Here is a 24,132-nt window from a genome sequence, read left to right as displayed (position 1 = left end):
AAATGTTTTACTTATTAATATTCTTATTACAAATGAAATTAATAAAATTAAAAACTGATTTAATTAAGGCAATTGAGTTAGATAAAAGATTAGGTTTTGTCCCAACAATGGGAAGTTTGCATGAAGGTCACAAAACATTAATCAAAACATCACAAAAAAACTGCAAAAAAACATTAGTAAGTATTTTTATTAATCCAACTCAATTTAACAATAAAAAAGATTATAAAACATACCCAAAGAATTTAAAGCAAGATTTGAGTTACCTTAAAAAACTTAAAGTTGACTATGTATATTTGCCAACCATTAAACAAATTTATTGGAAAAAAAATAATAAGATTAAACTAAATAAATCACAAAAAATATTATGTGCAAAATTTAGAAAAGGACATTTTGAAGGTGTACTTGATGTTTTGGATCGTTTTATTGAATTAATTTCTCCAAAAAAAATGTTTATGGGGGAAAAAGATTTTCAACAATTTTTCTTGGTTAAAAAATATATTGAAAATAAGTACAATATCAAAGTTCACGTTTGTAAAACAGTCAGAGAAAAAAACAAACTAGCTTTATCTTCTAGAAACTCTTTATTAAATAAAAAAAGTTTTATCAATTCAGGAATAATTGCAAAAAAACTATTATCTCTAAAAAATGAGATTAAAAAAAACAAAAAAAATTACAAAAAAATGATATTTAATTTAAAAGAAGAACTATCTAAAAATTTTGATATTAAAATTGAATATTTGGAATGTAGAAACACACATAATTTAAGCACAAATATTATGAACAAACCTTTTAAACTTTTTGTGGCTTACTATATTAATAACGTACGATTAATTGACAATTTTTAGAGAAAATAAGCGCTAACACCAAGAAATGAAACAAAACCTATAACGTCAGTAATAGTTGTCACAAACACACTTGATGCAATAGCAGGATCAATATCCATTTTTTTTAAAGTTATAGGTACTAAAATTCCAAATAAACCTGCAACAATCATCGTAACTATCATTGACATAGAAATTATTAAAGAAAGTAGAGAATCTTGAAACCAAACTTGAACTACTAAAGCACTTATTATTGCAAATATAATGCCATTTAAAATACCAATATTAAATTCTTTTAAAATATTTTGTGTAAAATTGTTTTTTGTTAAGTCATTTGTTGCTAATGTTCTTACAGTTACTGCCAAAGTTTGCATTCCAGCATTACCACCCATAGATGCAACAATTGGCATAAGAAATGCGAGCACTACCATTTGTTCAATTGTAGCACCAAATAAACTAATAACCCAGGTTGCAAGAAATGCTGTAAATAGGTTTAATAAAAGCCAGTTAAATCTTCTTCTAGTTTTCTTAAAAACTCCATCAGTAATTTCTTCATCCCCTACCCCAGCTAATCTTAAGGCATCTTCTTCAGCTTCTTCTTTTAATACGGTTAAAACATCGTCATACATGATCATACCAACCAACTTGTTTGATTTATCAACAACAGCTGCTGAATTTAAGCTATAGTTTTCAAACACGTTACCAACTTCTTCTTTGTCCATATCAACAGGAATAAGTAGTTGAGATTCTGACATAATAGAAAGCATTTTAGTTTCTCTCGAAGTAGTCAAAACTTTAGATGATGGAACAGTTCCAATCGGTTTAAAATCTTCATCTATAATAAAAATTTCTAAAAATTCCTCAGGTAAATCTTTATTTTCTCTTAAATAGTCAATTGTTTGACCAACTGACCAATTACTAGGAATGGCCGTGAACTCACGTTGCATTATTCTAGCAGCTGTGTCTTCCGGATAACTTAAACTTTCAAGTAAAGCAAATCTATCTTTTGGAGGTAAGGAGCTTAATATTGTATTCTTATCTTTTTCATCAACATTTTCTAAAATTGTAATCGCATCATCAGATTCAAGATTTTTTAAAAGTCTAACAATAGTATCAGGTGAAAGATAAGCTATGATTTCAGACTGCACCGACTCGTTTAATTCAATAAAAACTTCTGGATCTATATTGAAATTATTAAGTTTAATTAAGCTTTCTCTATCATTTTGACCAAGATGTTCAATTATATCAGCCGCATCAGCTGGGTGCATCTCATTAAAAGAATTAGTAATAAATTGAGCATCATTATTAACAATCTTAGAAGTAACAACTTTTATGTACTCTTTATTAAACTCAAAATTAACTTTTTTATCTTTTATTTTTTTTATTAAAGACATAAATTTACCTATAAATCAATTTTGCACTAATAGTGCATAATAAAAATAATACAATTTATAAATGAATATGGAGATTAAAAAGTCAATAAAACCAATAAAATATGAAGATGCAATAAAACTACTTGAAGAAAGATTATTGGAGATAAACAATGGTCAAAAAGAGGATTTGATATGGATCTTAGAACATGAAGAGGTTTATTCAGCAGGTACGAGTTATAAAGAAAAAGAAATTCTTAATAAAGATATTAGTCTAGTAAAAACAAACCGTGGAGGAAAAATTACTTATCATGGTCCAGGTCAATTGATTTGTTATTTTGTGATAGATTTAAAAAAAAGAAAAAAGGATATAAGAAAATTTATAACTTTAATTGAAGAGACGATTATTGACAGTTTATCAAAATTTAATATTAAGACATTTGGTGATCCAAAAAACATTGGTATTTGGACTGACCATAAAGGTAAAATTAATAAAGTTGCAGCAATAGGTGTAAGAGTAAGTAAGTGGATAGCCTATCATGGATTTGCAATAAATATTAATAACGATCTTACAAAATATAAAAATATTATTCCGTGTGGTATTTCAGACAAAGGCGTAATCAATCTTAAAGAAATTAAAGATCAAGACTATAAGAATTTAGATGAAATTATTATTGAAACCTTTTCTAAGAATTTGGAAATCTAAGTCTTTTTGTCTTTAAAAGTTTTTTAAAATAATCTGGTAATAATGCTGTGTAGGTATATTTTTTATCATTTATCATAAATTTAATTTGATATGAATGAAGCATTAAATTTTTATTTATTGCTTTATCTGTGTTACTAAATTTATATTTTTGATCCCCATAGATTGGACATCCTACTGCATAAAGTTGTTTTCTTAGTTGATGTTTTCTTCCTGTGATTGGTTTCATTTCAACTAGACTACATATAGAATTTTTATCTAAAACTTTGTAAAGTGTTCTAGCTTTTTCAACTACCTCTCTATCATTATCATATCTGGTTAAATCATCATTCCACTCACCAGAGTCCTTTTGCAATTCTCCATGGCATATAGCCAGGTAAGTTTTATGAACTTTTCGAAGTCTAAATAAAGAAGTTAATAACTGAGCGGATTGTCTGTGTTTTGCCATAATAAAAACTCCAGATGTATCTTTATCAAGTCTATGTACAGAAAATGGTTTTGTGTCCTGAAAAATTTCACTACGAGCAAATATATCTACAAGATTTTTTTTAGATTTAGTTCCACCTTGAACTGAAATACCAGAGCTTTTATTAAGAACAATGAAATCATCATTATTATCAATTATTAATTCTTCATTTTCTTTAATAACTTCTTCTGAAGGTACAAATTTAATTGTCTTTTGAACAATTGTTTCTTTAAAATCAAAGTTGAATAAATCTATAGTGTCACCTGTCTTTACTTTATGAGAGCTTTTAATTTTTTTATTATTGATTTTAACTTTTCCACTTTTTAAACTTTTTTCAATTAGACCTTGAGGGTAATTGCCAAGATTATTACGTATCCATCTATCGATACGCATATCGTTAAACGTTGAATCAACGTTAAAAGACTTTTTCATGATGATATAATTTTATATAAAAAATTAAGCAGTAGCTAATTTTTTCTCTTCAGTTTTATCTTTAGCTGGATCTTTTTTCTTTCTATCAACTCTTTTTGCCTCAACATCTCTATCTACAAATTCAATTACAGCCATAGGTGCATTGTCACCATATCTAAAGCCAGCTTTGATGATTCTTGTGTAGCCACCATTTCTTGCTTCATATCTTTTTGACAATGTTTTTTTTACTTTATTCGCAGATGTTATATCTTGTAATTTAGACATTAACATTTTTGTAGTTTGAAGAGTCTCTTTTTTTCCTAAAGTTATGATTTTATCAGCTTGAGGTTTTAAGAATTTAGCTTTTGGAAGTGTTGTAGTGATCTGCTCATATTTTATTAAAGAATTAAGCATATTCTTCAATAAAGCTTTTCTATGTTCAGAAGTTCTATTTAACTTCTTATTAGCCATACCATGTCTCATTAGATTTGCTCCTCTAACTTTTTAGACATTTCAGCTATATTTTCTGGTGGCCAGTTCGGAATCTCCATACCTAAGTATAAAGACATACCAGTTAATACTTCTTTTATTTCATTAAGTGATTTTCTTCCAAAGTTAGGTGTTCTAAGCATTTCACCTTCTGACTTTTGAACTAGATCTCCAATGTAAATAATATTATCATTTTTAAGACAATTCATAGAACGCACAGATAATTCAAGTTCATCAACTTTTCTTAATAAATTCTTATTGAATTCAGGCTCAGATGAAACTTCTTTTACAGGTACTTCAACAGGTTCGTCAAAATTAACAAACATATTTAGTTGATCTTGGAAAATTCTAGCAGAATAAGCAACGGCATCTTCAGCAGAAATTGATCCATTAGTTTCAACTTCCATAATTAATTTATCATAATCAAGGGCTTTTCCTTCTCTTGCTGTGCTTATAGAGTAAGAAACCTTCTTAACTGGACTATATAAAGAATCTATAGCAATTAATCCCAAAGGTGGTTCTTCTGGTTTGTTCATTACTGCAGGAACGTATCCCTTACCTGTTCCAACATTCATTTCCATATGGAAATGCGTATTTTCATCTAAATTACAAATAACCAGATCAGGATTTAAAATTTCAATATCGGCAACTGGTGCTATGTCAGAAGCTTTAATTTCTCCAGGACCTTTAGCATCTAAAATAAGTTTTTTAGTAGTTTCTGATGAGCTTTTTAAAGCTAATGATTTAACGTTTAAAACTATGTCAGTAACATCTTCTCTAACACCTTTGATAGATGTAAATTCATGTAAAACACCATCAATTTGAATTGAAGTTACAGCAGCACCTCTGATTGATGAAAGTAAAATTCTTCTTAAAGAATTACCTAAAGTTAAACCATATCCTTTTTCTAAAGGTTCTGCGATAATTTTTGCATGTGATTTGTCATCACTAATTTTAACATCTAATTGAGCTGGTTTAATTAATGCTTTCCAATTTTTAGCATTTACATTTAAACTTTCCATTTATTAAACTCTCCTTTTTTTTGGTGGTCTTACGCCGTTATGTGGCATTGGTGTTGTATCTTTTATTGAAAGAATCTTAAATCCTCTCGCTTGTAAAGCTCTTAATGCGGTTTCTCTTCCTGAACCAGGTCCTTTAACCTCAACTGATAAAGTTTTCATTCCATATTCTAAAGCTTTAGATGCAGCAGAATCTGCAGCAATTTGTGCAGCATAAGGTGTTGATTTTCTTGAACCTTTAAAACCTTTTTGTCCAGCGGATGCCCAAGAAATTACATTTCCATTAGTATCTGCAATTGAAATTATTGTATTGTTAAAAGTAGACTGTACATAAGCAATACCATTAAGAATATTTTTTTTTATTTTCTTTTTTTTGGAATAAGAACTTTTCTTAGATTTTTTATCTACTTTTTTTTCTACAACAGCATCTTTATTCTCAACTTTATCTACTTTAGCCATAAATTAATTATTTTTTAAGTGGAGTTAATTTTTTACCAGCAATTGCTATTGCTTTACCTTTTCTTGTTCTTGCATTACATCTTGTTCTTTGTCCTCTAACAGGAAGTTTTTTTCTATGTCTAGATCCCCTGTAACAAGCAAGGTCAATTAATCTTTTAATAGTTAAAGAGTAATCTCTTCTAAGATCACCTTCGACTTTAAAATTTGCATCAATGTATTCTCTAATTTTTAAAATATCTTCGTCAGTAAGTTCATTTATTCTTTTTGCTTTAGGAATTTCTAAAGAAGTACAAATTTGGCTAGAAAATTTATTACCAATACCATAGATGTACGTTAGTCCTATGTGGACAAGTTTGTTTTGCGGAATGTTTACACCTGCTATACGAGCCATATTTTTGAGAATAAATTTAGCCTTTTATATAAGAAGATGTTCCAAAGTCAACGTCTTAAACCTTAAGAATTTCATTAATTTTATTGGTTATTTGATCAATTTCACCTGCTCCATCAATTTCAGTGAAATTTGAATTTTTTGAATAGAATTCTAACACTGGTTTTGTTGAAGACATATAAGTGTCATATCTAGAAATAACAATTTCAAGATTGTCATCTTTTCTTTTCTTTAAGTGTTCAACACCACAAGGATGAAGCTCTATTTGCTCCTTATTAAAATATTCATTTAACGTCATATTACATTTTTCACAGGTCATTCTGCCCATAATACGTTTTTCAATAATGTCTCTTGATACATTTAAAAATATAGTATGCCCTATTGTTTGGTTAAACTCATTTAATAAAACTTCTAAATTAATAGCTTGTTCAACATTTCTTGGATAGCCATCAAAAATAATTCTATCTCTATATTTTAAATTAATTAAAGATTGTCTTAATAAAGTATTTACGATCTCATCTGAAACAAATTTGCCATTAGATATTAGCTTTTCTATATCCACTCCAAGATCAGTTTTAGATTTAACTTCATCTCTTAATAGATTTCCTGTTGATAATTGGAAGTAATTATGTTTTTTAACAATAGATTGAGCTTGAGTCCCCTTACCCGCTCCTGGAGGACCAAAAAGAATTATATTCACTTAATTATTTTCCGAATTTTGTTTTTTTAATTAATTGCTCATATTGAGAGCTCATTAATCTAGTTTGGATTTGTGTAACGGTATCAATTGCAACTACAACAACAATCAAGATTGAAGTTCCACCTAAATAAAAGGGTATTGGATAATTAGCAATTAGAAATTCTGGCATTAAACAAACTATTGTTAAATACAATGCCCCAATTGTCGTAAGTTTTGTCACAATTTTTTCAATATACAAAGCTGTATTTTCACCTGGTCTAATCCCAGGTACAAAACCACCATATTTTCTTAAATTATCAGCAGTCTCAGTTGGATTAAATGTTATGGATGTGTAGAAAAAAGTAAAAAATATTATTCCAGAAGCATAAAGCAACATGTAAAGGGGTTGTCCTTGAGTAAAGTATGAACTTAAATTTAAGAATGTGTCATTGTCTGAAAAACTAAAATTAGAAAAGGTTACAGGCAATAATAATAAAGCTGAAGCAAAGATTGCTGGAATAACACCGGCTTGGTTAATCTTTAAAGGTAAATGAGAAGATTCACCACCGTACATTTTATTTCCCATTTGTCTTTTAGGGTAATTTATTAAAATTTTTCTTAATGCTCTTTCCATGAAAACAATGAACATAATTGTTGCGACTAATAATACAAAAATTCCAATAATCATAATTGTAGATACAGCGCCCGTTCTACCCAACTCGAATGTAGTAACTAAAGCACGTGGAATTTCAGCAACAATACCAGCAAAAATAATCAACGAAATACCATTACCGATACCTCTTTGTGTTATTTGTTCACCAAGCCACATTAAAAACATTGTACCAGCAACAATGGTTGATACCGCTGTTATAGTAAAAAATAAGCCTGGATTAATAACTAAGTCAGCAGAAGATTGTAAACCTATAGATAATCCGTAACCCTGAATAGTAGCAAGAATTACAGTTCCATATCTTGTGATTTGAGTTATTTTTGCTCTTCCAGTTTCACCTTGTGCCTTTAAATTTTTAAAATAATCAGATACGCCAGTTAATAACTGAACTATGATTGAAGATGAAATATAAGGCATAATTCCAAGTGCGAATATAGCCATTCTACTTACAGCCCCGCCTGAAAAAACATTGAACATTCCAAGTAATCCTTTTTGATTACCACTCATCATTGTTTGTAATTGCTCAGGGTCAATGCCTGGAATTGGCACAAAAGTACCAAATCTATAAACTGCTAAGATAAATATTGTAAAGATTATACGATTTTTAAGATCATTAGTTTGAGAAGAAGAGCTCATAATATCTTAATTATTTTTTTAATTGTATTGTTCCGCCAGCTTTCTCTAATTTTTCTACAGCAGATTTAGAGATTAAGTCAGCTTCGATATTAACTTTATCTTTAATTTCACCTGTACCTAGTATCTTTAATTTTTGTGAATTTTTATTGATCAATTTAAGTTTTTTAAGTAATGCCATATTAATAACATCACCAGAATTAATTGTTTTTTCAGTTATAAAAGTTTGAATTTTTTCCAAGTTCATTATTGCAATAACAGCTTGGTATCTCTTAATTGCATTAAAGCCTCTTTTAGGTAATCTTCTATATAAAGGCATTTGACCACCTTCAAAAGCTTTAATAGCAACACCAGATCTAGATTTTTGACCTTTAACACCTCTGCCAGATGTTTTTCCTTTTCCAGAACCGATACCTCTACCGACTCTCATCTTTTTTTTGTATAAAACTTTTCCTGTAGTATTTAATGTAGTCATTATCCTCTTTTTTCGATTACATCAGAAATTTTTTTATTTCTAATTGTTGCAATATGCTTTGGTGAATTTTGTTTTGAAAGAGCTTTCATCGTCGCTCTTATCATATTGTGAGGGTTTGATGTACCCATTGATTTAGCAACTATATCTTTAATTCCTAAAACTTCACAAACTGCTCTTACAGGACCGCCTGCAATAATACCTGTTCCCTTAGGAGCAGATCTTAAAATAATTTTACCAGCACCATCTTTACCATAAACATCATGATGAATAGTTCTACCTTCTCTTAGCGGCACATGGATTAAAACTCTTCTTGCTGTTTCATTGGCTTTTTTAATTGCATCAGGCACCTGTTTGGCTTTAGCATGCGCTACTCCAATTTTACCTGCTTGATTACCAACTACTACTAAAGCTGAAAAACCAAATCTACGACCACCTTTTACTACTTTTGTAATTCTGTTGATGTGAACTAATTTTTCTAAAATACCGTCGTCTTTTTTATCTTTAAAATCCATAATTAAAATTCCATTCCATTTTTACGTAGTGTTTCAGCAAAAACTTTAACTCTGCCGTGGTATTTGTATATACCTCTATCAAAAAATATTTTTGATATTTTCTTTTCTTGGGCTTTCTTTGCAAGTTTCTCTGCTACTATTTTAGAAATTTCTGTTTTATTTACTTTGTCCATAGAACGAATGTCTTTTTCAACAGAAGAACATGACACTAGAGTAATGTTTTTAACATCATCAATAATTTGAGCTGAAATATTTTTTGCAGATCTTGATATGCTTAGTCTTAATCTATCAGATGATGCAACTTTTTTTAATTTACCAGTAACTCTAAATTTCTTTCTTTGAATGGTGTTTAATTTCATTATTTCTTCTTCCCTTCTTTTCTTAGAATGTATTGACCTTGCTCTCTAATACCTTTGCCTTTATATGGCTCTGGTTTTCTAAAAGCTTTGATTTTTGAAACAACCATACCTACTTGTTGTTTATCAGATCCACTGACTTTAACTACCGTCTGTTTTTCAACAACAATTTTAATTCCTTCAGGAATATCAAAATTAATATCGTGGCTATAACCTAATTGTAAATTTAACTGTTTATCTTTTAATGCAGCTCTGTAACCCACTCCAACAAGCTCAAGAATTTTTTCATAGCCAGTACTTGACCCAATAACAGCATTATTGATTAAGCTTCTATTCATGCCCCATAATCTTTTTGAGTTTTGATCCTTTACTTTAGGGCTGATAGATATTTCTTTTCCTTCGGTAACGTCAAGATTAAACATTTCAAGATCAATATTAAGTGATTTTTTACCTAAAGGTCCCTCAATGTTAAGAACACTACCAGAAAGTACTGCTTTAACTTTTTCAGGGATTGAAATACTTATTTTACCAATTTTAGACATTAAAATACCTTACAAATTATTTCGCCACCAACTTTTTGTTTTCTAGCTTCAATATCAGTCATTACACCTTTTGGTGTTGATACAATAGCTATTCCTAGTCCGCCATTAATTTTTGGCAAACTATCAGCACTTGAAAATATTCTTCTACCAGGCTTAGATACTCTCTCAAAAGTACTAATTACTGGATTTCCAGAATAATATTTTAAGTCAACTGACAATGTGGGTTTATTATTTTCAGTTTCAATTTTATAGTCTTTTATAAATCCTTCACTTTTAAGAATATCTGCAATCTTAACTTTAAAGTTAGAAGAAGGTAATGCTACTTTCTTGTGATTTCTCACTTGTGCATTTTTTATTCTTGCGATCATATCCCCTATTGGGTCACTTAAACTCATATTATCCTTTCTACCAACTCGACTTAGTCATGCCAGGAATTAATCCATGCAGTCCCAAGTCTCTTAAGGCTATTCTTGATATTTTTAATTTTCTGTATACACCGTGTGGTCTTCCAGTAATTTGGCATCTATTCATAACTCTGTTTTTTGCAGAATTACGAGGTAAATTTGAAAGCTTTTGCTGTGCTTTAAATCTTTCTTCTAATGATATTTTTTTATCCATTACAATTTTCTTTAATGCTTGTCTTTTTTTGAAAAGCCTATCTGAAAGTTTAATTCTTTTATTGTTTTTATTTACTGCGCTTACTTTAGCCATTCTTAATTGTCTCCTTTTTTAATAAATGGAAAATTTAGTTTTTCTAAAAGAGCAAAACTATGATCTTTATTTAAAGCAGAGATCACAACTACAATATCAAGACCTCTAATCTTATCAATTCTATCAAAATTAACTTCTGGAAAAATTATATGTTCTTTAATGCCAAACGTATAATTACCAAACTTATCAAATCCTTTGGGAGATAAGCCTCTAAAGTCTTTAATTCTTGGTAAAGCAATATTTACAAGTCTATCTAAAAATTCATACATTTTGTTGCCTCTTAAAGTAACTTTTAAACCAGCGTTTGTACCTTTTCTCGTTTTAAAGTTTGCTACTGATTTTTTAAATTTAGTCACAGTTGGTTTTTGACCTGTAATTTTCCCTAAATCTTCTTCAGTAGATTTCATAATTTTTGCATCAGCACCATCAAGACCAAGACCCATGTTAATAACAACTTTTTCAACTTTTGGCCCCATATAGGTATTTTTATATCCAAGGGTTTCTTTAAGCTGTGGTTGGATTTCTTTGTAATAAAGTTCTTTTAATCTAGGTATCATTATTTCTTAGCCTCAGTTTTTTTTGTTTTAGCTTTTTCGTCAATAAGTTTAAGGTTTGAAATGTGGATGAAGCTCTCTTTAGAGACTATTCCACCTTTTTTTTCTTTTGTAGTTTTAACATGTTTTTTCACAATGTTAATTCCTTGAACTTTTGCTCTGTTATTAGGTCTATCGATTTCAATAACCTCACCCTCTTTTTTTTTATCTCTTCCTGTTAAAACTCTAACTTTTAATCCTTTTTTAATCATTTATAAAACCTCTGGAGCCAATGAAATTATTTTCATTTGACCTCTACTTCTTAATTCTCTTGTTACTGGACCAAAAATCCTAGTCCCCACTGGTTCACCTTTATCATCAACTAAAACAGCTGCATTATTATCAAATCTAACTTTAGATCCATCTTCCCTATGAATTCCCTTTTTAACTCTAACTACAACAGCTTTATGAACAGAACCTTTTTTAACTTTTCCTTTAGGTAATGCCTCTTTAACTGCGATAACGATAGTATCACCAATACTTGCGTATCTACGTTTAGAGCCACCTAAAACTTTAATACATTCTATTCTTTTTGCACCAGTGTTATCAGCTACTAATAATTCAGTTTGTACTTGTATCATTTAGATTCATCCATTACTTGAAATTTTTTATTCTTAGAAAAAGGCTTACACTCAATAATTGACACTGTGTCTCCAGTTTTAAATTTATTGTTTTCATCGTGTGCGTTATATTTTTTTCTAACTTTAACTACTTTTTTTAATACTGGGTGCGAATATTTTCTTTCAACAGATACAGTTATAGTTTTGTTTGGTTTATCGCTTGTTACTACTCCTGTTAATATTTTTTTAGGCATTTAATTTTCCTTTTAGTGTAGTTTTTAATCTAGCTATAGTTTTTTTAGTTTGTCCAATTTTAGATGGATCTGTAACTTGTGAATTAATTTTTTGAAATCTAAAGTTAAATAAATCTTTTTTTAATTTATCAATATTTTTGATAACTTCGTCCTTAGATAATTTTTTAATTTCTTGTTTTTTCATATTATGCAAATCTCTTAATAAATTTTGTTTTTATAGGTAGTTTAGCTGAAGCCTTATAAAGTGCTTCTTTTGCTATTGTTTCTGAAACACCATCAATTTCAAATAAAATTCTACCTGGCTTCACTCTGCAAGCCCAATATTCAGGAGCTCCTTTACCTTTACCCATACGTACTTCAACAGGTTTTTTTGAAACGGGTATATTTGGAAAGATTCTTGTCCAAACACGGCCCTGTCTTTTCATGTGTCTTGTTAAAGCAACTCTAGCAGCTTCTATTTGTTTTCCTATAATTCTCTCTGGCGCCATAGCTTTTAATGCAAAAGATCCATAGTTAATCTTGCTAGCACGTGTAGCTGTTCCATGAATTCTTCCTTTATGAGCTTTTCTGTATTTTGTTCTAACTGGCTGTAACATAATTATTCTTTAACCTCTTTTGGAACTATCTTGTTAGTTTCTTGGCTAAATTCTTTAGCGAATACTTCACCTTTATAAATCCATATTTTTATTCCAATAATACCAAATGTTGTTAATGCTTCAGCTTCTGCATAGTCAATATCTGCTCTTAAAGTATGTGATGGTATACTTCCTTCTCTTAACCATTCAGTTCTAGCTATTTCATTTCCACCTAGTCTACCACTAATAGAAACTTTAATGCCTTTTGCACCAAGTCTTAAACATGATTGCATAGCTCTCTTCATGGCTCTTCTATATGATATTCTTTTAACTAATTGTTGTGCTATATTTTCAGCAACTAAATAAGCATTTGTTTCCGGTTTTTTAACTTCTTTAATATTAAGTGTTACTTCATTGTTGGTAAATTTAGATAAATTGTTTTTTATTTTATCAATATCACTACCTTTCTTTCCAATTACAAATCCCGGTCTTGATGTGTAAATAGTAACAAAACATTTATTAGAGGTTCTCTCTATCATAACTTTAGATACACCAGAATTAACAACATTTTTCTTGATATATGCTCTGATCTTAAAATCTTCGATAAGATAATTTCCAAAATCTTTCTTTTTTGCATACCAGACAGAATCCCAACCTCTGTTTACACCTAGTCTGAAACCAACAGGATTAACTTTTTGACCCATGACTCTCCATTTGTTTTGCTTCTGATAATATAATTGTAATAGTTGAATAAGGTTTTAAAATTGGTGCAGCTCTACCTTTTGCTCTTGGTCTAAATCTTTTCATAACAACTTTTTTTCCACAGTATGCTTCTTTAACAATTAGTTTATCTATGTCGTATTGATTGTTATTTTCAGCGTTAGCAACAGCTGATGAAACTGTTTTTCTTATTTCTCTAGTAATTCTTTTTGCAGAAAATTGAAGCTCTCTAATAGCTACATCAACTTTTTTTCCAACAATTGCTTTAAGTATTGGGTTAAGTTTTCTAACACTAGATCTAATATTATTATTTACAGATCTAACTGTATCTACTTTAGTTCTGTTAATTTTCTTTTTTTTATTCATAATTATTTTTTCTTCTCAGCTGGTTTTCCTTTTTTTTCAGCTGGTGTATGTCCAAAAAATGTTCTAGTTGGAGAAAATTCACCTAATTTATGACCCACCATATCTTCAGATATAGTAACTGGAATGAATTTTTTTCCATTATAAATCAAAAAACTAACCCCTATAAACTCAGGAATTATTGTTGATTTTCTTGACCACGTTTTAATAGGCATTTTTTTTGGATCTAATTTTTGTTTTTCAACTTTTTTAATCAAGCTCTCTTCAACAAAAGGTCCTTTCCATACTGATCTAGCCATTATTTTTTAGAATCCTTCCTGTTGTTTCTTCTTCTAACTATAAATTTATCTGTACTCTTATTGTCTCTAGTTTTTAATCCTTTTGCAGATTGACCTGTTGGAGATACTGGATGTCTACCACCTGCAGTTTTACCTTCACCACCTCCGTGTGGGTGATCAACAGGATTCATCACAACTCCTCTAGTATGAGGTCTTCTACCAAGCCATCTTGATCTTCCAGCTTTACCAATCTTAATGTTTTTTTGATCTGGGTTTGAAAGCACACCAATTGTTGCCATGCATCTTGAATCAATTTTTCTAACCTCTCCAGAGGTCATTTTAATTAATGAGTAATTTCCATCTAACCCACTGATAGTAACAGATGTACCTGCAGATCTAGCTATTTTTCCACCAGCTCCAGGTTTTAGCTCTACATTATGGATATTGATACCAACAGGAATATCTCTAAGTGGCATACAGTTTCCAACTTTAATTTCTTTTTCCGATCCATTTTCAACTTTATCACCTACTTTAATTTTTTGAGGAGCTAAATAGTAAAAATGTTGTCCATCATCAAACTTAACTAACATGATGTAGCAAGATCTATTTGGATCATATTCAATTCTTTCGACAGTGCCTGGCATGTCGATTTTCTTTCTGTAGAAATCAACCAACCTATACATTTTCTTGTGCCCACCGCCTGACATATTACGAGAAGTTATGTGTCCATTATTATTTCTTCCACGCATTGAATTTTTTGGCTCAACTAAGGCCTTAAATGGCTTGCCTTTCCAAAGACCAGCTCTATCAACTAAGATTGTTCCTCTTGTTGATTTTGTATAGGGTTTGAATGTTTTTAATGCCATTTTTAAATTCCAGATGTTAGATCAATACTTTGACCCTTTTTAAGTGTTATTATTGCTTTTTTGTAACCTTGAACATTAACTTTTTTACCTCTAGTTACTTTGGTTCGATTTTGTTTATTGATAATATTTATTTTTGTAACATTAACTTTAAAAATCTTTTCAATATTTTTCTTCAAATTAGTTTTGTTGGCAGCTCTGGGTACTTTAAAAACAATTTTATTTTGTTCTGACAAGTTAGTTGTTTTCTCAGTAACCATTGGTGATAGAATTTTATCGTATAAATGTATTTTATCCATTTTAAGAATATCTCTTTTCTAGTTCTTTAATTGAACTTTCTGTAAAAACTACTTTTTTAAACTTTATAATATCAAATGCACTGAAATGATTAATATCCGTAACTTTAACATTTGGAATATTTCTAACTGACTTTTCAATTTTCTCTTTAGATGATTTATCTAAAATTATTAATGAATTTGTAATTTCAAATTTTTTAATAATTGAATGCATTTCTTTAGTTTTTTTAATCTCATTTCCAAAATCACTAAAAATTATCAAATTATTAAGTTTATTCTTCTCAGTAATTAGTGAAGCAATACTTAGTTTTTTTTCACTTTTATTTAATTTTCTTTTTTTGTATGCCAGCTCACCTTTAGGTCCATGTGCAACACCACCACCAACGAAAATAGGTGCTTTTCTACTTGCGTGTCTAGCTCCACCAGTACCTTTTTGAGCATAAATTTTAGATGTAGATCCAGTAATCTCATTTTGTTGTTTAGTTTTTGCGTGTCTACCTTTGTAATTAGCATTAGTTTTATATAATACGTTATCAACCAATCTTTTGTTAATTTTAGCAGAGAAAATTTTATCTAAAACTTCAATTGAATCTTTTTTACCGTCTAAGTTTAATTTATCAATTTTCATTATTTTTTCTTTTTTATCTGGTGTTTTTTTAGCTTCTTCAGCGGCAGCAATTTTTTCATTAATAGTCATTTTATTTATAACTTTTACTGACTTTTTAACTAAGATTTCAGTATTTTTTGAACCAGGAATTGATCCTTTTAAATATAACAATTCATTTTCAACATCTGTCTTAATAATCTCTAAATTTTGCATAGTTCTAACTCTATCACCCATATGACCAGCCATTTTTTTACCTTTAAAAACTTTACCAGGATCTTGTCTTTGTCCAGTGGATCCATGAGATCTATGTGATACAGAAACACCGTGTGTAGCTCTTAATCCACCAAAATTGTGTCTCTTCATGGCACCTGCAAAACCTTTACCAATAGTTTTTGAAGTAGTATCAACAAACTTAACTTCATTAAATATTTCAAGACCAAATTCGTTACCTTCTTTGTATAACTCTGTATCTTTAACTCTAAATTCTTTTAATTTTTTCTTAGCTTCTGTATTTTTCTTTGCATAAAAGCCTTTCATTGCTTTTGTAAGTTTAGATGCTTTAATTTTACCAAACCCCAGTTGCACAGCTTTATATCCACGTTTTTCTTCGTCAATAACTTGGATCACTCTAGCCTTTTCCATTTTAATAACAGTTACTGGAACTAAACGCCCTGTTTTATAGAACTCTCTAGTCATACCAATTTTTTTCCCAATTAATGCAATCTCGGTCATATTTAAATTTTAATCTCCACATCCACACCTGATGCTAAATCTAATTTCATTAAAGCTTCAACAGTTTGAGGTGTTGGCTCTATAATATCTATTAATCTTTTGTGTGTTCTTGTTTCAAATTGCTCTCTACTTTTTTTATCAATGTGAGGACCTTTTAAAACGGTGTATCTTTCAATTCTAGTTGGTAAAGGTATTGGTCCTTTTATCGTGGCACCTGTTCTTTTTACAGTATTTACAATTTCTTCTGTAGATGCATCTAGAATCTTATTGTCGTATGCTCTTAATTTAATTCTTATATTTTGTTTTTCCATAATAATTAGCCTGCAATCTTTTTAGTTACTTCATCCTGAACATTTTGTGGGACTTTAGAGTAATGATCAAAAAACATTGAATACTGAGCTCTACCTTGAGACATTGATCTTAAACTATTTATATAACCAAACATATTAGCTAAAGGAACCATAGCTGTAATCACTGTTGCATTTCCTCTATTTTCTTGAGTACTGATTTGGCCTCTTCTACTATTCAGGTCACCAATAACATCACCCATATAATCTTCTGGTGTGACAACTTCAACTCTCATAACTGGTTCTAATAATTTCAAAGTTCCTCTAGTACACGCTTCTTTAAAGCAAGCTCTACCTGCTAATTCAAATGCAAGAACACTTGAGTCAACATCATGATGTAATCCATCTAAAATTGTAACTTTATAATCAATCATTGGAAATCCTGCTAAAATTCCGCCGTCTGAAATTGTTTCAATTCCTTTTTCAACACCAGGAATAAATTCTTTAGGAATTGCACCACCTTTAATTTTGCTTTCGACAGATCTACCTGAACCAGGCTCTTGTGGCTCAACCAAAAGTTTAACTTTTGCAAACTGACCAGCACCACCACTTTGTTTTTTATGAGTATATTCAAATTCTGAGGCGTTTTGTAATGTTTCTCTATAAGCAACTTGAGGAGCACCAACATTTGCCTCTACATTAAATTCTCTTTTCATTCTATCGACAATAATATCAAGGTGTAACTCACCCATTCCTTTAATAATAGTTTGACCAGATTCTTCATCTGACGTTACTCTGAATGATGGGTCTTCTTTAGCCAATCTTCCTAATGCTTCACCCATTTTTTCTTGGTCAGCTTTTGTTTTAGGCTCAACAGCAATTTCGATTACAGGTTCCGGGAACTCCATTGGTTCTAATAAAACAGGATTAGCTTCATCACAAAGAGTATGTCCTGTTATCGTGTATTTTAAACCAGCTAAAGCAACAATGTCACCCGTATTTGCTTCTTTGATATCCTCTCTTGAGTTCGCATGCATTAAAAGCATTCTACCAACTCTTTCTTCTTTATCTTTTGAAGTATTATAAACGGCAGTTCCAGTTCTAATCGTTCCCGAGTAAATTCTAATAAAAGTTAATGAACCAACAAATGGGTCATTAGCAACTTTAAATGCTAATGCAGAAAATCCTGTACCATCATCAAACTTCATTTCAACAACATCTTCACTACCTGGTTTAGTTCCATTAATAGATCCAATATCGATCGGGCTTGGTAAGTAGTTAATTACAGCGTCAAGTAAAGGTTGAACACCTTTGTTTTTAAAAGCTGAACCAGTAGTTATTGGAACAAAACTAAAATTTAAAGTTCCTTTTCTTATGCATTTTACTAAATCTTCTTCTTTGATTTCTTCCCCATTTAGGTAAGCTTCCATTAGTTTTTCATCTTGCTCTACAGCCATTTCAACTAATTCAGTTCTGTATTTTTGTGAAATTTCTTTTAAATCATCAGGAATTTCTTTGTATTCCCATTCAGCTCCTAAAGCTTCATTTTTCCAAACTTGAGCTTTCATTTTAACTAAGTCAACAACGCCAGATAAATCTGCTTCAATACCAATAGGGATTTGAATTGGTAGAGGCTTACAGCCTAATCTATCCTTAATCATTTCAACACATCTATAAAAATCAGCACCCGTTCTATCTAACTTGTTTACAAAACAAATTCTTGGAACTTTATATTTATCAGCCTGTCTCCATACTGTTTCAGATTGAGGTTCTACACCGGCAACACCATCAAAAACACAAACAGCACCATCTAAAACTTTTAATGATCTTTCTACTTCAATCGTAAAGTCAACGTGTCCAGGCGTGTCGATGATATTAATTCTATGATCATTCCAGAAGCAAGTTGTTGCTGCTGATGTAATCGTAATACCTCTTTCTTGTTCTTGTTCCATCCAATCCATTGTTGCAGCACCATCATGTACTTCACCAATTTTATGACTTTTTCCTGTGTAATATAAAATTCTTTCGGTGGTAGTAGTTTTACCAGCATCAATATGAGCCATGATACCAATATTTCTATATTTATTTAATGTATGTGTTCTAGCCATAATTTATTACCACCTAAAATGTGCAAAAGCTTTATTTGATTCTGCCATTTTATGTACATCTTCTCTTTTTTTAACAGCAGAACCTTTTTTTTCATAAGCATCATACAGTTCGTTAAAAATTTTATCTGACATATGTTTGTCTTTTCTTTTTCTAGAAGCATCAACTAACCATCTAATTGCTAGTGCTTGTGCACGTTTAGTTTTAACTTCAACAGGAACTTGATAAGTTGCGCCACCTACTCTACGTGATCTAACTTCTACAGTAGGTTTGATGTTATTTATTGCTTCATTAAAAACATTAATGGGCTCTTCTTTTGTTTTTGATTTTATTTTTTCTATAGCTTCATAGACAATTTTTTCAGCAACTACTTTTTTGCCGTCGTACATTATTGAGTTAATTAATTTAGGGATTATTGTAGAATTAAATATTGGGTCTGGAGTAACAACTTTTTTGGGTTGTGTTTTTTTTCTAGACATAATTATTTACCTTTTTTAGTTCCATACAAAGATCTACGTTTCTTTCTATTTGCAACACCTTGTGTGTCTAGGTTTCCTCTAAGGATATGATAACGAACACCAGGTAAATCTTTTACACGACCACCCCTAATTAAAACAACTGAGTGTTCTTGTAAATTATGACCTTCACCACCAATATAAGCTGTAACTTCAAAACCATTAGATAGTCTAACTCTAGCAACTTTTCTTAATGCTGAGTTGGGTTTTTTAGGAGTTGTTGTGTAAACTTTTACACAAACGCCTCTCTTCAAAGGTTGTTTCTGAAGTGCAGGAACTTTATTCCTAGCAACAGGTTTAATTCTTTTTTTTCTTAACAACTGGTTAATAGTTGGCATAAATTTTTTAATTAATTAATATATTTTTGAGTGAAAATAACTGACAGGTTATTTTGTGGCAGCGTTTAGTTCCGTAAAGTAGGTACTACATTCCAACCAAAAACAGCGTCAAAATACTATTAAATCTCTGATTGTCAAACTAAAACTACAAGTTAAACGTGTTTTTTTTATTAATTTGCTGGAGTTTCTGAAGCCTCTAAAGGCTCGATTTTCTCTTGCTCAGCTAAGAATTTATTATCAGCATCAATGGCATTCTTGTTCCATTTATTCTTAATGTGACCTGTTCCAGCTGGAACTAATCTACCTACAATAACGTTCTCTTTTAAGCCATTTAATGGATCAACTTTACCTTTAATCGCAGCATCAGTTAAAACTCTAGTAGTTTCTTGGAATGATGCAGCAGAAATAAATGACTCAGTTTGAAGTGAAGCTTTGGTAATACCCATTAAAACTCTTTCACCAGATGCTGGATTCTTTCCTTCAGCAACTAGTTTTTCATTTGTATTATCAAACTTAATTCTGTCAATCATTTCACCTGGTAAGTAAGACGAGTCGCCAGACTCTTTGATTTCAACTTTTTTAAGCATTTGTCTTAATATCGTTTCGATATGTTTGTCGTTAATAATTACACCTTGTAACCTATAAACTTCTTGTACTTGGTTAACAAAGTATTCTGTTAAATCTTTTATACCAAGTATTCTTAAAATATCATGTGGCAACGGTTGTCCATCTAAAAGATACTCACCTTTTTTTATTTTTTCACCTTGGTTAAAATTAATATGTTTACCTTTTGGAATTAGATAATTTGAAGGTTCACCATTATCTGGTTGTATGGAAATTCTTTGTTTACCTCTAACTTCTTTACCAAATAAAACTTGGCCATCATTTTCTGCAATTATTGCGCTATCTTTTGCTTTTCTAGCTTCAAATAATTCTGCAACACGAGGTAATCCTCCAGTAATATCTTTTGTTTTAGTAGTTTCTTTTGGAAGTCTAGCTATTATGTCACCAGCAAATATTTTTTGACCATCTTTCACTGAAAGAATTGAATCTGGAACTAAATAATATCTGGCTTCATTATCGTCAGCTTTTTTAATAACATTACCTTTATCATCTCTTAAAGTAATTCTTGGTTTTAAATCAGTATTTTTAGATTGAGCTCTCCAATCAATAACTGATTTAGATGAAATTCCTGTTGCATCATCAGTTGTTTCTTGAATTGAAACACCATCAATTAAATCTACATAACCAGCTATACCACTTTTCTCTGCGATAACTGGAGTTGTATAAGGATCCCATTCACAAATTTTTTCATTTGCTTTAACTTTATCACCATTCTGAAAGAATAATTTCGAACCGTAAGCAACTTTGTAAACAGCAACTTGAACTCCATTATTATCTTCAATTGATAATTGAGTGTTTCTTCCCATTACAATTAAATTTTTCTTAGAATCTTCTAATAGGTTAGAATTTATAATTTTTAAAGTTCCAGCTGTTTTCGTTACGATCTGAGACTCTTGTTTAACAGAAGCAGTACCACCAACGTGGAAAGTTCTCATTGTTAACTGAGTACCTGGTTCTCCAATCGATTGTGCTGAAATCATACCAATTGCTTCACCAACATGAACCATTTTTCCTCTAGATAAATCTCTTCCATAACAAGTAGCACAAACACCAAGTTTAGAGCTACAAGTCATAACTGAATAAGCTTTGATAAATTTAACACCAGCTGCATCAATTTTATCGCAACCAGCTTCATCAATCATTGTTTCTTTTTTAATAACTACTTCACCAGTGATTGGATTTTTTACATCGAAAGCTGTAACTCTACCAAGTGCTCTTTCTGATAAACTAACAACAACATTTCCACCTTCCAAAATTTCTCCTAATTCAATAAACCCAGGATTATCACACTTAATTTTAGATATAGTAAGATCTTGAGCTACGTCACAAAGTCTTCTTGTTAAATAACCCGAGCTTGCAGTTTTCAGGGCTGTATCAGCTAAACCTTTTCTGGCTCCATGTGTTGAGTTGAAATATTCTAGTGCAGTTAAACCTTCTTTGAAATTAGAAATAATTGGTGTTTCAATAATTTCTCCAGATGGTTTTGCAATAAGACCTCTCATACCAGCCAACTGTTTCATTTGCGCAGCTGAACCTCTAGCTCCACTATCTGCCATCATAAATACTGAGTTAATCTTCATGCCATCAGGAGTACTTTCAGTGGCTGAAATACCTCTCATCATTTCACCAGCAACTTTATCTGTACATTTTGACCAAGCATCAACAACTTTGTTATATTTTTCACCTCTAGTAATTAAACCTTCTGAATATTGATTTTCATAATCTGCAATTAATTTTTTAGTATCTTCAATTAGTTGTCCTTTATTTGCAGGAATAACCAAATCGTCTTTACCAAAAGAAATACCAGCTTTAAATGCATGTTTGAAACCTAAATCTTTTAAATGATCACAAAATATAACTGTAGTCTTCTGACCACAAAATCTAAATACACTATCAATAATTTCTGAAACAGTTTTTTTAGGAAGCAATCTATCAATCATTGAAAAAGTAATATCTTTATGTTTTGGAAGTAAATTAGCTAATAAGAATCTTCCAGCTGTCGTTGTGTGTTTTTCAACTCTTTTGTTTCCCTTCTCATCTAATGTTTCAAATCTAGAAACAATAGTAGAGTGAACTTTTATTTGACCTGTAGATAGTGCATGTTCAATTTCATCATTATTTATGAAGTAACCATCTGGCTTTTCAGTTTGAAAAGGCGCTTGAGATAAATAGTAAAGACCTAAGATCATATCCTGACTGGGTACTATGATAGGTTTACCGTTTGATGGACTTAAAATATTATTTGTTGATAACATTAAAATTCTTGCTTCTAGTTGGGCTTCTAAACTTAGAGGAACGTGAACAGCCATTTGGTCACCATCAAAGTCAGCATTAAAGGCTGCACAACATAAAGGATGAAGTTCAATTGCATCTCCTTCAATTAACTTAGGTTCAAAAGCTTGAACACCAAGTCTGTGAAGCGTTGGTGCACGGTTTAATAAAACTGGGTGTTCTCTTACAATAAGTTCTAATGCATCCCAAACAGCATTAGTTTCTTTTTCTACCAATTTTTTTGCTTGTTTGATTGTAGAAGCTAATCCTAATTTATTTAATCTAGCATACAAGAATGGCTTGAATAATTCTAAAGCCATCTTCTTAGGCAAACCACATTCATGCAATTTAAGGTCTGGCCCTACAACGATTACAGATCTTCCTGAATAATCTACTCTTTTTCCTAATAAGTTTTGTCTAAATCTACCTTGTTTACCTTTAAGCATCTCTGCTAAAGATTTAAGTGGACGTTTACCAGTTCCAGTAATTACTCTTCCTCTACGACCATTATCAAATAACGCATCAACAGATTCTTGAAGCATTCTTTTCTCATTTCTAACAATGATATCTGGAGCCTTTAAATCCATTAATCTCTTAAGACGATTATTTCTGTTTATTACTCTTCTATAAAGATCATTAAGATCTGATGTAGCAAATCTTCCACCATCTAATGGAACTAAAGGTCTTAATTCAGGTGGTATAACTGGTATTACAGTTAAAATCATCCATTCTGGCTTTTGACCAGTTTCAATAAATGACTCAATCAATTTAAGTCTTTTAATTGATCTTTCTTCATTAACTTTTGATTTTGTTTCTTTAATTGTATTAATTAAAAGCTTTCTTTCAAGCTCAAGATCCATTGATTTAAGAATAGATAAAATTGCTTCAGCTCCAATACCAGCTTCAAATGACTCTTCACCAAATTCGTCTTGGTATTTTGCTAATTCTTCTTCGTTAAGTAATTGATTTTTTTGAAGACCAGTTAAACCCGGCTCAATAACTATGAAGTTTTCAAAATAAAGAACTCTTTCAACTTCTTTTAGCTTCATGTCAACAGCTAGTGAAATTCTACTAGGTAAAGATTTTAAAAACCAAATGTGTGCAACAGGAGTAGCAAGGTTTATGTGACCCATTCTCTCTCTTCTTACATTGGATTTTGTTACTTCAACTCCACATTTTTCACAAATAATTCCTCTAAACTTCATACGCTTGTACTTACCGCACAAACATTCATAATCTTTTATCGGTCCAAAAATTCTAGCACAAAACAAACCGTCTTTTTCTGGTCTAAAAGTTCTATAGTTAATAGTTTCAGGTTTTTTAATTTCACCATATGTCCAAGATTTAATTTTTTCAGGGCTAGCTAAAGTAATTTTAATGCTATTAAAATTTTGTGCTTCAGAAACTTCACTATTTTTAAATAAATCTGTTAATTCTTTTTTCATA

At 30.6% G+C, this 24,132-nt stretch carries 33 protein-coding genes and 1 pseudogene; 2 read left to right on the top strand and 32 right to left on the bottom strand.

Annotated elements, in window-relative coordinates:
• The first annotated feature begins 2 nt into the window (after positions 1-2).
• Positions 3-845, top strand: a complete 843-nt coding sequence (panC, locus tag AC5SL3_RS02785; RefSeq protein WP_494577284.1) for a pantoate--beta-alanine ligase — start codon at positions 3-5, stop codon at positions 843-845.
• Here panC and mgtE read toward each other — a convergent pair.
• The gene (gene mgtE / locus AC5SL3_RS02780) at positions 842-2,215 is read right to left on the bottom strand and encodes a magnesium transporter (protein WP_494578636.1); all 1,374 of its coding nucleotides are present in this window, start codon (positions 2,213-2,215) and stop codon (positions 842-844) included. The two genes, panC and mgtE, sit on opposite strands and share 4 nt — an antisense overlap.
• A 61-nt stretch (positions 2,216-2,276) precedes the next feature.
• On the opposite strand from mgtE, the gene lipB reads away from it, so the two are divergent.
• Positions 2,277-2,897, top strand: a complete 621-nt coding sequence (gene lipB / locus AC5SL3_RS02775) for a lipoyl(octanoyl) transferase LipB (protein WP_494578634.1) — start codon at positions 2,277-2,279, stop codon at positions 2,895-2,897.
• Here the strand turns inward: lipB and AC5SL3_RS02770 are convergent.
• The 31 genes and pseudogenes from AC5SL3_RS02770 to rpoC all read right to left on the bottom strand — a co-directional run bounded on the left by AC5SL3_RS02770 (position 2,878) and on the right by rpoC (position 24,131).
• On the bottom strand, positions 2,878-3,792 hold the full coding sequence (locus AC5SL3_RS02770; RefSeq protein WP_006996836.1) for an RluA family pseudouridine synthase: 915 nt from the start codon (positions 3,790-3,792) through the stop codon (positions 2,878-2,880). The genes lipB and AC5SL3_RS02770 overlap by 20 nt on opposite strands.
• A 24-nt stretch (positions 3,793-3,816) precedes the next feature.
• Positions 3,817-4,254 carry a 50S ribosomal protein L17 gene (gene rplQ / locus AC5SL3_RS02765; protein ID WP_006996835.1) on the bottom strand — a complete coding sequence of 146 codons (438 nt, stop codon included), beginning with the start codon at positions 4,252-4,254 and terminating at the stop codon, positions 3,817-3,819.
• Entirely contained in the window at positions 4,254-5,282 is a 1,029-nt protein-coding gene (locus AC5SL3_RS02760) for a DNA-directed RNA polymerase subunit alpha (protein ID WP_006996834.1), read from the bottom strand. The genes rplQ and AC5SL3_RS02760 overlap by 1 nt, the downstream gene beginning before the upstream one ends.
• A 3-nt stretch (positions 5,283-5,285) precedes the next feature.
• Positions 5,286-5,738, bottom strand: a complete 453-nt coding sequence (gene rpsK, locus AC5SL3_RS02755; RefSeq protein WP_006996833.1) for a 30S ribosomal protein S11 — start codon at positions 5,736-5,738, stop codon at positions 5,286-5,288.
• 7 nt (positions 5,739-5,745) lie between these two features.
• The gene (gene rpsM / locus AC5SL3_RS02750) at positions 5,746-6,129 is read right to left on the bottom strand and encodes a 30S ribosomal protein S13 (RefSeq protein ID WP_006996832.1); all 384 of its coding nucleotides are present in this window, start codon (positions 6,127-6,129) and stop codon (positions 5,746-5,748) included.
• A 55-nt stretch (positions 6,130-6,184) separates the two neighbouring features.
• The gene (locus AC5SL3_RS02745) at positions 6,185-6,826 is read right to left on the bottom strand and encodes an adenylate kinase (RefSeq protein ID WP_494578632.1); all 642 of its coding nucleotides are present in this window, start codon (positions 6,824-6,826) and stop codon (positions 6,185-6,187) included.
• A gap of 4 nt (positions 6,827-6,830) precedes the next feature.
• Complete coding sequence (secY, locus tag AC5SL3_RS02740) at positions 6,831-8,111, bottom strand: preprotein translocase subunit SecY (RefSeq protein WP_006996830.1); 1,281 nt, start codon at positions 8,109-8,111, stop codon at positions 6,831-6,833.
• A gap of 10 nt (positions 8,112-8,121) precedes the next feature.
• Positions 8,122-8,583 carry a 50S ribosomal protein L15 gene (gene rplO / locus AC5SL3_RS02735; protein WP_006996829.1) on the bottom strand — a complete coding sequence of 154 codons (462 nt, stop codon included), beginning with the start codon at positions 8,581-8,583 and terminating at the stop codon, positions 8,122-8,124.
• Positions 8,583-9,095, bottom strand: coding sequence for a 30S ribosomal protein S5 (gene rpsE, locus AC5SL3_RS02730; protein ID WP_006996828.1), 513 nt, complete (start codon positions 9,093-9,095; stop codon positions 8,583-8,585). Before rpsE ends, rplO begins: the two co-directional genes overlap by 1 nt.
• Positions 9,096-9,097: 2 nt before the next feature.
• Positions 9,098-9,454: a 50S ribosomal protein L18 gene (gene rplR / locus AC5SL3_RS02725; RefSeq protein ID WP_006996827.1), complete on the bottom strand. Its 357-nt coding sequence runs from the start codon at positions 9,452-9,454 to the stop codon at positions 9,098-9,100.
• Positions 9,454-9,993: a 50S ribosomal protein L6 gene (gene rplF / locus AC5SL3_RS02720; RefSeq protein WP_006996826.1), complete on the bottom strand. Its 540-nt coding sequence runs from the start codon at positions 9,991-9,993 to the stop codon at positions 9,454-9,456. Before rplF ends, rplR begins: the two co-directional genes overlap by 1 nt.
• Positions 9,993-10,388 carry a 30S ribosomal protein S8 gene (rpsH, locus tag AC5SL3_RS02715; protein WP_006996825.1) on the bottom strand — a complete coding sequence of 132 codons (396 nt, stop codon included), beginning with the start codon at positions 10,386-10,388 and terminating at the stop codon, positions 9,993-9,995. Before rpsH ends, rplF begins: the two co-directional genes overlap by 1 nt.
• A 10-nt stretch (positions 10,389-10,398) precedes the next feature.
• A complete protein-coding gene (gene rpsN / locus AC5SL3_RS02710; RefSeq protein WP_006996824.1) occupies positions 10,399-10,704 on the bottom strand; it encodes a 30S ribosomal protein S14 in 306 nt (101 codons plus the stop codon).
• A 2-nt stretch (positions 10,705-10,706) separates the two neighbouring features.
• The gene (gene rplE / locus AC5SL3_RS02705) at positions 10,707-11,261 is read right to left on the bottom strand and encodes a 50S ribosomal protein L5 (RefSeq protein ID WP_011282153.1); all 555 of its coding nucleotides are present in this window, start codon (positions 11,259-11,261) and stop codon (positions 10,707-10,709) included.
• Complete coding sequence (rplX, locus tag AC5SL3_RS02700) at positions 11,261-11,509, bottom strand: 50S ribosomal protein L24 (RefSeq protein WP_006996822.1); 249 nt, start codon at positions 11,507-11,509, stop codon at positions 11,261-11,263. Before rplX ends, rplE begins: the two co-directional genes overlap by 1 nt.
• Complete coding sequence (gene rplN / locus AC5SL3_RS02695; protein WP_006996821.1) at positions 11,510-11,878, bottom strand: 50S ribosomal protein L14; 369 nt, start codon at positions 11,876-11,878, stop codon at positions 11,510-11,512.
• Complete coding sequence (gene rpsQ, locus AC5SL3_RS02690) at positions 11,875-12,111, bottom strand: 30S ribosomal protein S17 (protein WP_011282154.1); 237 nt, start codon at positions 12,109-12,111, stop codon at positions 11,875-11,877. Before rpsQ ends, rplN begins: the two co-directional genes overlap by 4 nt.
• Entirely contained in the window at positions 12,104-12,295 is a 192-nt protein-coding gene (gene rpmC / locus AC5SL3_RS02685; protein WP_006996819.1) for a 50S ribosomal protein L29, read from the bottom strand. The genes rpsQ and rpmC overlap by 8 nt, the downstream gene beginning before the upstream one ends.
• 1 nt (position 12,296) lies before the next feature.
• Positions 12,297-12,707 carry a 50S ribosomal protein L16 gene (gene rplP / locus AC5SL3_RS02680; RefSeq protein ID WP_006996818.1) on the bottom strand — a complete coding sequence of 137 codons (411 nt, stop codon included), beginning with the start codon at positions 12,705-12,707 and terminating at the stop codon, positions 12,297-12,299.
• A 2-nt stretch (positions 12,708-12,709) separates the two neighbouring features.
• Positions 12,710-13,390 (bottom strand): 30S ribosomal protein S3, encoded by a 681-nt coding sequence (gene rpsC, locus AC5SL3_RS02675; RefSeq protein ID WP_011282155.1) that lies wholly within the window; start codon positions 13,388-13,390, stop codon positions 12,710-12,712.
• Complete coding sequence (rplV, locus tag AC5SL3_RS02670; protein WP_006996816.1) at positions 13,374-13,772, bottom strand: 50S ribosomal protein L22; 399 nt, start codon at positions 13,770-13,772, stop codon at positions 13,374-13,376. The genes rpsC and rplV overlap by 17 nt, the downstream gene beginning before the upstream one ends.
• A 2-nt stretch (positions 13,773-13,774) precedes the next feature.
• Positions 13,775-14,068 carry a 30S ribosomal protein S19 gene (rpsS, locus tag AC5SL3_RS02665; RefSeq protein ID WP_006996815.1) on the bottom strand — a complete coding sequence of 98 codons (294 nt, stop codon included), beginning with the start codon at positions 14,066-14,068 and terminating at the stop codon, positions 13,775-13,777.
• Complete coding sequence (gene rplB, locus AC5SL3_RS02660) at positions 14,068-14,913, bottom strand: 50S ribosomal protein L2 (protein ID WP_006996814.1); 846 nt, start codon at positions 14,911-14,913, stop codon at positions 14,068-14,070. Before rplB ends, rpsS begins: the two co-directional genes overlap by 1 nt.
• Before the next feature lie 2 nt (positions 14,914-14,915).
• Entirely contained in the window at positions 14,916-15,209 is a 294-nt protein-coding gene (rplW, locus tag AC5SL3_RS02655) for a 50S ribosomal protein L23 (protein WP_020169482.1), read from the bottom strand.
• A 1-nt stretch (position 15,210) separates the two neighbouring features.
• Complete coding sequence (rplD, locus tag AC5SL3_RS02650) at positions 15,211-15,834, bottom strand: 50S ribosomal protein L4 (RefSeq protein ID WP_011282156.1); 624 nt, start codon at positions 15,832-15,834, stop codon at positions 15,211-15,213.
• 3 nt (positions 15,835-15,837) lie between these two features.
• Positions 15,838-16,545: pseudogene (rplC, locus tag AC5SL3_RS02645) on the bottom strand (50S ribosomal protein L3); the annotation flags it as partial.
• A 2-nt stretch (positions 16,546-16,547) separates the two neighbouring features.
• The gene (gene rpsJ / locus AC5SL3_RS02640; protein WP_006996810.1) at positions 16,548-16,856 is read right to left on the bottom strand and encodes a 30S ribosomal protein S10; all 309 of its coding nucleotides are present in this window, start codon (positions 16,854-16,856) and stop codon (positions 16,548-16,550) included.
• Between the two features lie 5 nt (positions 16,857-16,861).
• Positions 16,862-18,940 (bottom strand): elongation factor G, encoded by a 2,079-nt coding sequence (fusA, locus tag AC5SL3_RS02635; protein ID WP_006996809.1) that lies wholly within the window; start codon positions 18,938-18,940, stop codon positions 16,862-16,864.
• Between the two features lie 6 nt (positions 18,941-18,946).
• Entirely contained in the window at positions 18,947-19,417 is a 471-nt protein-coding gene (gene rpsG, locus AC5SL3_RS02630) for a 30S ribosomal protein S7 (protein WP_006996808.1), read from the bottom strand.
• Between the two features lie 2 nt (positions 19,418-19,419).
• Complete coding sequence (gene rpsL / locus AC5SL3_RS02625; RefSeq protein ID WP_006996807.1) at positions 19,420-19,791, bottom strand: 30S ribosomal protein S12; 372 nt, start codon at positions 19,789-19,791, stop codon at positions 19,420-19,422.
• A gap of 170 nt (positions 19,792-19,961) precedes the next feature.
• Positions 19,962-24,131, bottom strand: coding sequence for a DNA-directed RNA polymerase subunit beta' (gene rpoC / locus AC5SL3_RS02620; RefSeq protein WP_494578630.1), 4,170 nt, complete (start codon positions 24,129-24,131; stop codon positions 19,962-19,964).
• Position 24,132: the final 1 nt, after the last annotated feature.

This window comes from Candidatus Pelagibacter sp. PS_34 (genome assembly GCF_059417845.1).
This window is presented reverse-complemented; position numbering and strand designations above follow the sequence as displayed.

Bases quoted from the DNA above. Each gene is read 5' to 3' on its own strand.
- panC (WP_494577284.1), top strand. From the start codon at position 3: ATGTTTTACTTATTAATATTCTTATTACAAATGAAATTAATAAAATTA.
- mgtE (WP_494578636.1), bottom strand. From the start codon at position 2,215: ATGTCTTTAATAAAAAAAATAAAAGATAAAAAAGTTAATTTTGAGTTT.
- lipB (WP_494578634.1), top strand. From the start codon at position 2,277: ATGAATATGGAGATTAAAAAGTCAATAAAACCAATAAAATATGAAGAT.
- AC5SL3_RS02770 (WP_006996836.1), bottom strand. From the start codon at position 3,792: ATGAAAAAGTCTTTTAACGTTGATTCAACGTTTAACGATATGCGTATC.
- rplQ (WP_006996835.1), bottom strand. From the start codon at position 4,254: ATGAGACATGGTATGGCTAATAAGAAGTTAAATAGAACTTCTGAACAT.
- AC5SL3_RS02760 (WP_006996834.1), bottom strand. From the start codon at position 5,282: ATGGAAAGTTTAAATGTAAATGCTAAAAATTGGAAAGCATTAATTAAA.
- rpsK (WP_006996833.1), bottom strand. From the start codon at position 5,738: ATGGCTAAAGTAGATAAAGTTGAGAATAAAGATGCTGTTGTAGAAAAA.
- rpsM (WP_006996832.1), bottom strand. From the start codon at position 6,129: ATGGCTCGTATAGCAGGTGTAAACATTCCGCAAAACAAACTTGTCCAC.
- secY (WP_006996830.1), bottom strand. From the start codon at position 8,111: ATGAGCTCTTCTTCTCAAACTAATGATCTTAAAAATCGTATAATCTTT.
- rplO (WP_006996829.1), bottom strand. From the start codon at position 8,583: ATGACTACATTAAATACTACAGGAAAAGTTTTATACAAAAAAAAGATG.
- rpsE (WP_006996828.1), bottom strand. From the start codon at position 9,095: ATGGATTTTAAAGATAAAAAAGACGACGGTATTTTAGAAAAATTAGTT.
- rplR (WP_006996827.1), bottom strand. From the start codon at position 9,454: ATGAAATTAAACACCATTCAAAGAAAGAAATTTAGAGTTACTGGTAAA.
- rplF (WP_006996826.1), bottom strand. From the start codon at position 9,993: ATGTCTAAAATTGGTAAAATAAGTATTTCAATCCCTGAAAAAGTTAAA.
- rpsH (WP_006996825.1), bottom strand. From the start codon at position 10,388: ATGAGTTTAAGTGACCCAATAGGGGATATGATCGCAAGAATAAAAAAT.
- rpsN (WP_006996824.1), bottom strand. From the start codon at position 10,704: ATGGCTAAAGTAAGCGCAGTAAATAAAAACAATAAAAGAATTAAACTT.
- rplE (WP_011282153.1), bottom strand. From the start codon at position 11,261: ATGATACCTAGATTAAAAGAACTTTATTACAAAGAAATCCAACCACAG.
- rplX (WP_006996822.1), bottom strand. From the start codon at position 11,509: ATGATTAAAAAAGGATTAAAAGTTAGAGTTTTAACAGGAAGAGATAAA.
- rplN (WP_006996821.1), bottom strand. From the start codon at position 11,878: ATGATACAAGTACAAACTGAATTATTAGTAGCTGATAACACTGGTGCA.
- rpsQ (WP_011282154.1), bottom strand. From the start codon at position 12,111: ATGCCTAAAAAAATATTAACAGGAGTAGTAACAAGCGATAAACCAAAC.
- rpmC (WP_006996819.1), bottom strand. From the start codon at position 12,295: ATGAAAAAACAAGAAATTAAAAAATTATCTAAGGACGAAGTTATCAAA.
- rplP (WP_006996818.1), bottom strand. From the start codon at position 12,707: ATGTTACAGCCAGTTAGAACAAAATACAGAAAAGCTCATAAAGGAAGA.
- rpsC (WP_011282155.1), bottom strand. From the start codon at position 13,390: ATGGGTCAAAAAGTTAATCCTGTTGGTTTCAGACTAGGTGTAAACAGA.
- rplV (WP_006996816.1), bottom strand. From the start codon at position 13,772: ATGAATAAAAAAAAGAAAATTAACAGAACTAAAGTAGATACAGTTAGA.
- rpsS (WP_006996815.1), bottom strand. From the start codon at position 14,068: ATGGCTAGATCAGTATGGAAAGGACCTTTTGTTGAAGAGAGCTTGATT.
- rplB (WP_006996814.1), bottom strand. From the start codon at position 14,913: ATGGCATTAAAAACATTCAAACCCTATACAAAATCAACAAGAGGAACA.
- rplW (WP_020169482.1), bottom strand. From the start codon at position 15,209: ATGGATAAAATACATTTATACGATAAAATTCTATCACCAATGGTTACT.
- rplD (WP_011282156.1), bottom strand. From the start codon at position 15,834: ATGAAAATTGATAAATTAAACTTAGACGGTAAAAAAGATTCAATTGAA.
- rpsJ (WP_006996810.1), bottom strand. From the start codon at position 16,856: ATGGAAAAACAAAATATAAGAATTAAATTAAGAGCATACGACAATAAG.
- fusA (WP_006996809.1), bottom strand. From the start codon at position 18,940: ATGGCTAGAACACATACATTAAATAAATATAGAAATATTGGTATCATG.
- rpsG (WP_006996808.1), bottom strand. From the start codon at position 19,417: ATGTCTAGAAAAAAAACACAACCCAAAAAAGTTGTTACTCCAGACCCA.
- rpsL (WP_006996807.1), bottom strand. From the start codon at position 19,791: ATGCCAACTATTAACCAGTTGTTAAGAAAAAAAAGAATTAAACCTGTT.
- rpoC (WP_494578630.1), bottom strand. From the start codon at position 24,131: ATGAAAAAAGAATTAACAGATTTATTTAAAAATAGTGAAGTTTCTGAA.